This window comes from Neisseria shayeganii 871, from assembly GCF_000226875.1.
Taxonomy (GTDB): domain Bacteria; phylum Pseudomonadota; class Gammaproteobacteria; order Burkholderiales; family Neisseriaceae; genus Eikenella; species Eikenella shayeganii.
In genome coordinates this window covers 664,591-672,144 of sequence record NZ_JH164926.1, presented here as the reverse complement: position 1 = coordinate 672,144, position 7,554 = coordinate 664,591, and the positions used below count along the sequence as shown (strand labels likewise).

Below are 7,554 nucleotides of genomic sequence, written 5' to 3'. Positions count from 1 at the left end.
CCTGAAAGTGTCTGCCGGCCGCAAACCGGCCCGCATGCTTTCAGGTAGCCTGTTGTGCCGGGTGGGCCTTATTGGTTGCGCAGTTTCCAGCCGGAATGCAGCACGGCAAAGGAGAATACGGCGGTGGCGGCGGTGAAGGCGGCTACTACGCCTAAGGAGAGCCAGGGCGAGATGTCGCTGGTGCCGAAGAAGCCGTAGCGGAAGCCGTCGATCAGGTAGAACACGGGGTTGGCGTGGCTGACGGCCTGCCAAAACGGCGGCAGGCTGTGGATGGAGTAGAACACGCCGGAGAGGAAGGTGAGCGGCATGATGAGGAAGTTTTGGAAGGCGGCGAGCTGGTCGAACTTTTCTGCCCAAATGCCGGCCAGCAGCCCCAAAGAGGCCATAAAGCCGCAGCCGCACAGGGCGAAGGCGAGCACGAACAGCGGCTGCTGCGGCCAAGGTAGGCCGAACCAGGCGGTGGCGAGCAACACGCCGCCGCCCACAACCAAGCCGCGCACTATGGCGGCGCCGGTGTAGGCGGCAAACAGGGTGAGCGAGGAGAGCGGCGGCAGCAGGATGTACACCAAATTGCCGGTGATCCGAGACTGCATCAGGCTGGAGGAAGTGTTGGCGAAGGCGTTTTGCGTCATGCTCATCATCGCCAAGCCGGGAATCAGAAAGGCGTTGTAGGCCACGCCGGGCAGGGCTTCGATGTGGCGGCCGACGGCGTGGGCGAAAATCAGCTGGTAGAGTAGGGCGGTGAGGATGGGTGCGCCCAGGGTTTGCAGCCACACTTTGGCAAAGCGCATGATTTCTTTACGCAGCAGGGTGTAAAAGCCGATGAAGTTCATGCTTGCTCCTCCCCGGCGGTGAGGCTGATGAAAACCTGTTCCAAATCTTTTTCCAATACGGCGAGGTGTTCGACGGTGATCTGCTCTACTTTCAGGTAGCCTAAAATGTCGGCAATCTGGTTGTAGTCTTTCAAGAGCAGGGTGTATTCCGGTGCGGCGTCGTGGATGCAGGTGTCGCGCAGGCGCGGCGGCAGCGGGGCGGACAGGCGCAGCTGTACGCGCACGCCTTGGTCGTTGCGCAGCAGGCGTTCGGTTTTGTCCAAGGCCACCAACTCGCCGCGCCGCATTACGGCGATGCGGTTGCAGTATTGCTCGGCTTCTTCCAGGTAGTGGGTGGTGAGGATGATGGTGTGGCCTTGACGGTTGAGGGTTTGCATAAAGGCCCACAGGCTGTGGCGCAACTCCACGTCCACGCCGGCGGTGGGTTCGTCGAGGATGATCACCGGCGGGCGGTGCACCAGCGCCTGCGCCACCATCACCCGCCGTTTCATGCCGCCGGAGAGGTTGCGCGTGTTGGTGTCGGCTTTGTCGGCCAGTCCCAAATGGTGCAGCAGTTCGTCGATCCAGGCATCGTTTTTGCGGATGCCGAAATAGCCCGACTGAATGCGTAGGGCTTCGCGCACGGTGAAAAAGGGGTCGAACACCAATTCCTGCGGCACCACGCCGAGCAGGCGGCGGGCGGCATCGCTTTGTTTGACGACGTCGCGATCCATCACGCGGATGCTGCCGCCGCTCAGGCGGCTGAGGCCGGCAATGGCGGAAATCAAAGTGGTTTTGCCCGCACCGTTGGGGCCGAGCAGGGCGAAAAATTCGCCCGCTTCCACGTCGAACGACACGCCTTTTAAGGCGGTGAAGCCGTTGGCATAGGTTTTGCGGGCATCGCGTATCTGTAATGCAGACATAAAGGCTACCTGAAAGCCGCTTCGGGGCGGCAAAACGGGGCATTATAACGGATGGGCGGCCGGGAAAACAGGCGGCGGCGCCGTCCATAAAAACAGCATGGCGGGCCGGCCATGCTGCGAAGCAAACACTTGGGATGCTTATTTATTTTTCTTTTTGCCGCCTTTTTTCGTATCGGGCGCTTCTAAGCGTCCGAGCACGAAGTCGTGCAGCAGGTCTTTCTTTTCCCAGAAAAAAGTTTGCATTTTATTCAGCGAATAGATTTTTTGCACCATGGCGGGCAGGCCGGCGTGGATGATGGCGGCCACTTCGCGGTTGCTGTCTTCGTGATCCATGGCGGCTTTCAGGCTGAGGTTTTTGCCTGCCAGATAAGCCTGCAGCTGTTTTTTGACGTAGGCGTTGATTTCAAACTGTTTGATCATGTGGTGTTTCCGTTTTAGAAGATGGGTATTGGAAGGGCGCAAGGATAGTGGAAAAGGCCTCAGCCCGTCCACAACCGCCAGAGGGCAGATGCGCCGAATACGGCAAGCACAATCCATGCCAAATGACGGATGTGCCGCTGCCAGCGGCGGCGGAAGGCGGCCGGCAGCAGCGGGCGCAGCAGCCAAACGGCGGCGGCACACAGAGCAATCAGTTTCCAGAGCGTGGCAGACATGGGCGCGGAAGGCTTATTCTTTTGCCGCTTCTTTGGCCGACAGTAAATCAAGCATGTCGCGGAAACGCGCTTTGCCTTCTTCTTGGCTGACGATGGGCTCGCCGCCTTTGCGGCCGAGGAATTTCAAATCCTGCTGCGGCATTTCGTCGATGAAGCGGCTGGGTTCGGGAAAGTGCCAGTTGCCCTGTTTTTTGCGTTTGATGCAGTGGGTGAGGGTGAGGCGGTATTGGGCGCGGGTGATGCCCACATACATCAGGCGGCGTTCCTCTTCCAGATTGCCTTCCTCCACGCTGTCGGCATGCGGAAACAGCCCTTCTTCGCAGCCCACCAGAAACACATTCGGATATTCCAAGCCTTTCGAGGCGTGCAGGGTGGACATTTTTACCGCGTCGGTTTCTTCCCCGTCTTTGCCTTCCAATAAGGTCATCAGGGCGATGGTTTGGGCGATTTCGATGATGGTTTTGCCGTCTTGTTCGCCTTTTTTGGCCAGCCAGGCGGCCAAATCCTGTACGTTGCGCCATTTGATGTCGCCGCTTTTGCCTTCTTCCTGGGCATACAGGTAGCCTTCGTATTGGATGTCGGCCAACAGGCCCTGTATCCATTCGCCGGCCGCTTCGCTGTCGGCGCGCCGGCGGTAGTCGGCCATCAAGGCCATGAACTGCTGCAGGGCGTCGCGGCTTTTGGCGGGCAGTTCGGCCAGGGCGTCCATGCTTTCGGCGGCGTGATACAGGCTGCAGCCGTAGCGGCGCGCGTAGTCGTTCAGGTAGCCCAAGGTGGCGTCGCCGATGCCGCGTTTGGGCGTGGTGGCGGCGCGCAGAAAGGCGGGATCGTCGTCGGGATTGGCGCACAGGCGGATGTAGGCGAGCACGTCTTTGATTTCGGCTTTGTCGAAAAAGCTCTGGCCGCCGGAGAGGCGGTAGGGAATGCGGGCGCTGCGCAGGGCTTCTTCAAACAGACGGGCTTGGTGGTTGCCGCGGTAGAGGATGGCGAAATCGGCATAGGCCGCTTTGCCGCCGCTTTGCGCATGCAGGCGGGCGATGGTGCCGGCCACCACTTCGGCTTCGTGCTGCTCGTTTTGGCAGGCCATCACGCGGATTTCTTCGCCCAGGCCGTATTCGCTCCACAGGGTTTTCGGAAACAGTTTGGGGTTGTTGGCGATCACGCGGTTGGCCACGCGCAGGATGCGGGCGGTGGAGCGGTAGTTTTGCTCGAGTTTGATCACCTTCAGGCGCGGGTAGTCGGTTTGCAGTAGGCGCAGGTTTTCCATATTGGCGCCGCGCCAGGCGTAAATGCTTTGGTCGTCGTCGCCCACGGCGGTAAAGAGACCGTCGCGGCCGGTGAGCAGCTTCATCAGGGTATATTGGCAGGTGTTGGTGTCCTGGCATTCGTCCACCAGCAGGTAGCGCAGGCGCAGCTGCCATTTGTGGCGCACCGGGCTGTGGGTTTGCAGCAGCAACACGGGCAGGCGGATGAGGTCGTCGAAATCCACCGCCTGATAGCTTTCCAGCGTGGCTTGGTAGGCGGCGTAGAGTTGGGCGGTCTGCCGCTCCCATTCGTTGGCGGCGTTTTGTAGGGCCTGTTCGGGCGTGAGCAGATCGTTTTTCCACAGCGAAATCTGGTGCTGTGCGCGGAATACGGCGTCGCGTCCGCTGCTGCCCAAGAGCTCAGTGATGATTTTGCCGCTGTCGGAGGCGTCGAAAATGGAGAAGTGTTTTTTGTAGCCCAGCTGCTCGGCTTCCTCGCGCAGCATGCGCATGCCCAGCGAGTGGAAGGTGCACACGGTCAGCCCGCGGGTCTGCTTTTTGCCCAACAGGCCGTGGATGCGTTCCTGCATTTCTTTGGCGGCTTTGTTGGTGAAGGTGATGGCGGCGATGTTGTGCGGGGCATAGCCGGCCTCGCGGATCAAATAGGCGATTTTTTCGGTGATCACGCGGGTTTTGCCGCTGCCTGCGCCGGCCAGCACAAACAGCGGGCCGTCGAGATAACGCACGGCTTCGAGTTGTTGGGGGTTGAGCTGGGTCATGACAGGCTACCTGAAAGCGGAAACAAGGGCGCGATTATACGCAGCGGTGCGCGGTTTCAGGTAGCCTGATGAAGTGGTTTACGCTTGGGGCGGGTGGCAGCTAGAATGACCGCTCTGAATGGAAAAACAAGGGAGAAAAAGATGAAATGGATGGATGTGTTGATACTGCCTTTGTCTGTTTTGGCCGGGTGGTGGATGAAGGCGGCGGGCTATTCCTGGGTGTGGGCGGTTTTGGTTTGTGCGGGCGTGGCGCTGCTGCTCATGTGGCTGTATGTTTTTGCCTTGTTGCGGTGGGGTTATACCTTGCCGCAGCGGCCGCAGGCGGTGGCCTTGGCGGAAACGCGCTTGGTGGGGCTCAAACATTTCGATGCCCTGCAGGCGGATTTGGATGCGCTGGGCTACCGTTTCCGCACGGTGTTCCGCATGGGCGGCAGTTTTGACGGCGAGGCGGCCTGTTGGTTTCACGAGCGGGAACAGATTTTGGCCGTGGCGCAGGGCAACCGCTTGAGCAAACGGCCGGAATACCGCCTGATCCGCTATTTCGACGACGGCCATCCGATCAGCATGAATGCTGTGTTTGCACCCGTGCCCGAGGTGTTTTGGGAGCCGGGCGGCGAGACCTATCTGTTTTTCAATTTCCCGCCGCCGGCGCTGCTGCACAAAGCCTTGCTGCAACAAAGCGGCGGCCGGAGCAGCGAGCAGTTTTGGCTGGCCGATGAGGCAGCGGTGTTGGCTTCGGAAGCGCGGGATGTGCGCTTGCTGGCGGAAAGGCTGGCAGCGCAAGGCATGCTGCGCCCCGTGCAGGCAGACGGCAGGCAGCGGCTGAATCTGCGCGGGGTGTGGACGGTGTTCCGTCACCAAGTGTTTCCGTTTAGTTTGCTGGCCACGTTTCGCAGCGATGACAAAAGCCGCCCGGTGTTGGAGCGGGCGCAAAGGTTGTGAATGAAGTTTTTTGGGCAGATTAGGAAAACAAAGGCTTCAGGATATGTTGGCATTCTGCATGGCGCGGCTTTTTGCTTTGCAAGTTCACTTCGCTACCTGATTAGCAAGCGACGTCTGTTGCGTTGGCGCAGCAGACGTTCTGGTTTTCAGATATCGGATACATCCAATCCTGCACGGATAAATAAAAAGGATAAGGACATCAAAAACAGCCGAAATCCTATATTTGGACTTCGGCTGCGGGCAAGGAGATCTATATCATATTTTTATTTAAAATATAAAAGGTCTCAAAATCAAAAGGTCTCAAAATTTGCCCAAGCGTTTTCAGGTAGCCTTACGCTGCACCACCGCTTGATGGACATACTGGTAACGGGTTTGCACCAACAACACGGCGATTGCGGCAATCACAGCCGGGATTGAAAACGCCAGGAAGTTGACTTGGTGCGACAACTGCATGGAAAGCAGGGTGCCACCCATGATGGGGCCGACAATGGCGCCGATGCGGCCGATGCCGGCGGCCCAACCGATGCCGGTGGAACGGATCATGGTCGGATAGTATTGGGCCACGTAGGCGTACAGCAGAATAGAGGCACCAATACTGGCCGCGCCGGCGATGGTGACCAAGAGATACAGCACCGGTTGCGGATTGGGAAAGCCGAGCATAAACAGCGCCACGGCACCGAGGAAGAAGAAGGCAGACAGCACGGGTTTCAATTGGAAACGGTCAGCCAGCCAACCGCCGCTGAGTGCGCCCAAAATGGCGCCCACATTCAGGGCAAACAGGAACATCAGGCTGTTACCAAAGCCATAGCCGGCCATGTGCATCAGCTTGGGCAGCCAAGAGCTTAAGCCGTAAGACATCAAGAGGCTCATGAAAAAGCAGGTGCAGAACATGGTGGTGCTCAGCGCCCGTTTTTCGCGGTAGAGCTCGATCACCGGCGCTTTTTCTTTCTTGGCAATGTCCAACACCAGCTCGGCATCGTCGGCAAACTGCTCGCGCGGCTCCATGCGGCGGATCAGATCTCGCACCTGAGCGTGGTCGCCGCGTTGCAGCAGGAAAGCCAAGGAATCGGGCAGGTAGAGTGCCACCAAGGGCAACAGCAGTAAAGGCAGGCCGCCGATGTAGAACATCACTTCCCAACCGAATTTGGGCACCACCCAAATGCCCAGCACCGCAGAGAGCATGCCGCCTACGGCATAGCCGCTGAACATGATCGCCACCATGCTGCTGCGGATTTTTTTCGGCGAATATTCGCTCATCAGCGCCACCGCATTCGGCATCACGCCGCCGATACCCAAGCCGGCCAAGAAGCGCAGCACGGCAAATTCGGTGGGTGTGCGGGCGAAACCGTTGACTACCGTAAAGAAGCTGAAAATAAACATGCAGATAATGATCATGCGTTTGCGGCCGAACTTATCTGCCAGAGAACCCAATATCGTACCGCCGAACATCATGCCGACCAAAGCCGAACTGCCCAAATAACCGGCGGTTTCGGCACTCAGCTGCCAAGCCTCCATCAGGCGGGGCAACACCACGCCGTAAATCACCAGATCATAGCCGTCAAATAGAATGATCAGGGTACACCAAAACAAAACCCGCCAATGGGTGGGGGTGAGTTTGGCGTGGTCGATAACCGACTGGATGTCGATAGAAGAATGTCTCATGGGCTCTCTCCACTATTATTGTACTTGTCAAATCACACATCGGCCCGGTACCGCATACTTTCCACGGCACCCAGAACCGATGCGGCTGCATTTTAGGCGTAAAAAAATAATGTAATCAACGATTTTTTAGCGGTTTATTTTTAATATATTAAGTAATTTAGAGAGTAGGCACTTTTTCCTTTTAAAAAAATAGAGTAAGTAACCATTAATATATAGCATCAAACGGCGCTTTTTTATGCTGCAGCGCAGCATCTTAAGCGCACTTCTTTGCCCTTTTACCGGTTTACAGGTAGCCTGAGACCTTTGCCCCCCAGATGTGGATGCAGTTCAAGGCGTAGCAGCGCAGCGAGCGTGAACGCCAGGAATCCCTGTGGGACAGACATATCATCTACAAGGCTAAGCGAGCGAGCAGTACCCTTAGGGCATAAACGCACAACGCAGAAATGCGCCGCAGATGGGGGTTTTGCAAAGGTCTCATGCTAAGGATTACAGCGGTTTTCCCAACCCAAATGCCTATTCAGCCGTTTTTTACGCAAAAA

7 protein-coding genes and 1 pseudogene are annotated in these 7,554 nt (G+C 57.7%); 1 reads left to right on the top strand and 7 read right to left on the bottom strand.

All coding sequences use genetic code 11. The features are described 5' to 3' along the window. Window positions 1-68 precede the first annotated feature (68 nt). The 5 genes from HMPREF9371_RS03065 to rep form a co-directional block, all read right to left on the bottom strand. Window positions 69-833: an ABC transporter permease gene (locus HMPREF9371_RS03065; RefSeq protein ID WP_009118422.1), complete on the bottom strand. Its 765-nt coding sequence runs from the start codon at window positions 831-833 to the stop codon at window positions 69-71. Further along, complete coding sequence (locus tag HMPREF9371_RS03060) at window positions 830-1,735, bottom strand: ABC transporter ATP-binding protein (protein WP_040660075.1); 906 nt, start codon at window positions 1,733-1,735, stop codon at window positions 830-832. Before HMPREF9371_RS03060 ends, HMPREF9371_RS03065 begins: the two co-directional genes overlap by 4 nt. A gap of 138 nt (window positions 1,736-1,873) precedes the next feature. Beyond that, on the bottom strand, window positions 1,874-2,155 hold the full coding sequence (locus HMPREF9371_RS03055; RefSeq protein ID WP_009118420.1) for a membrane protein: 282 nt from the start codon (window positions 2,153-2,155) through the stop codon (window positions 1,874-1,876). 59 nt (window positions 2,156-2,214) lie between these two features. Further along, window positions 2,215-2,388, bottom strand: coding sequence for a protein MIGRI (locus HMPREF9371_RS12480; RefSeq protein WP_009118419.1), 174 nt, complete (start codon window positions 2,386-2,388; stop codon window positions 2,215-2,217). Between the two features lie 13 nt (window positions 2,389-2,401). Continuing rightward, entirely contained in the window at window positions 2,402-4,411 is a 2,010-nt protein-coding gene (gene rep, locus HMPREF9371_RS03050; protein ID WP_009118418.1) for a DNA helicase Rep, read from the bottom strand. Window positions 4,412-4,552: 141 nt separating this feature from the next. Between rep and HMPREF9371_RS03045 the strand changes: the two genes are divergently transcribed. After that, window positions 4,553-5,353: a hypothetical protein gene (locus HMPREF9371_RS03045; RefSeq protein WP_040660073.1), complete on the top strand. Its 801-nt coding sequence runs from the start codon at window positions 4,553-4,555 to the stop codon at window positions 5,351-5,353. Window positions 5,354-5,674: 321 nt separating this feature from the next. On the opposite strand, the gene HMPREF9371_RS03040 is transcribed toward HMPREF9371_RS03045, so the two are convergent. Together HMPREF9371_RS03040 and HMPREF9371_RS13105 are read right to left on the bottom strand one after the other, a co-directional pair. Then, a complete protein-coding gene (locus HMPREF9371_RS03040) occupies window positions 5,675-7,015 on the bottom strand; it encodes an MFS transporter (protein ID WP_009118416.1) in 1,341 nt (446 codons plus the stop codon). A gap of 275 nt (window positions 7,016-7,290) precedes the next feature. Further along, a pseudogene (locus HMPREF9371_RS13105) lies at window positions 7,291-7,493 on the bottom strand (ATP-dependent exonuclease). Window positions 7,494-7,554: the final 61 nt, after the last annotated feature.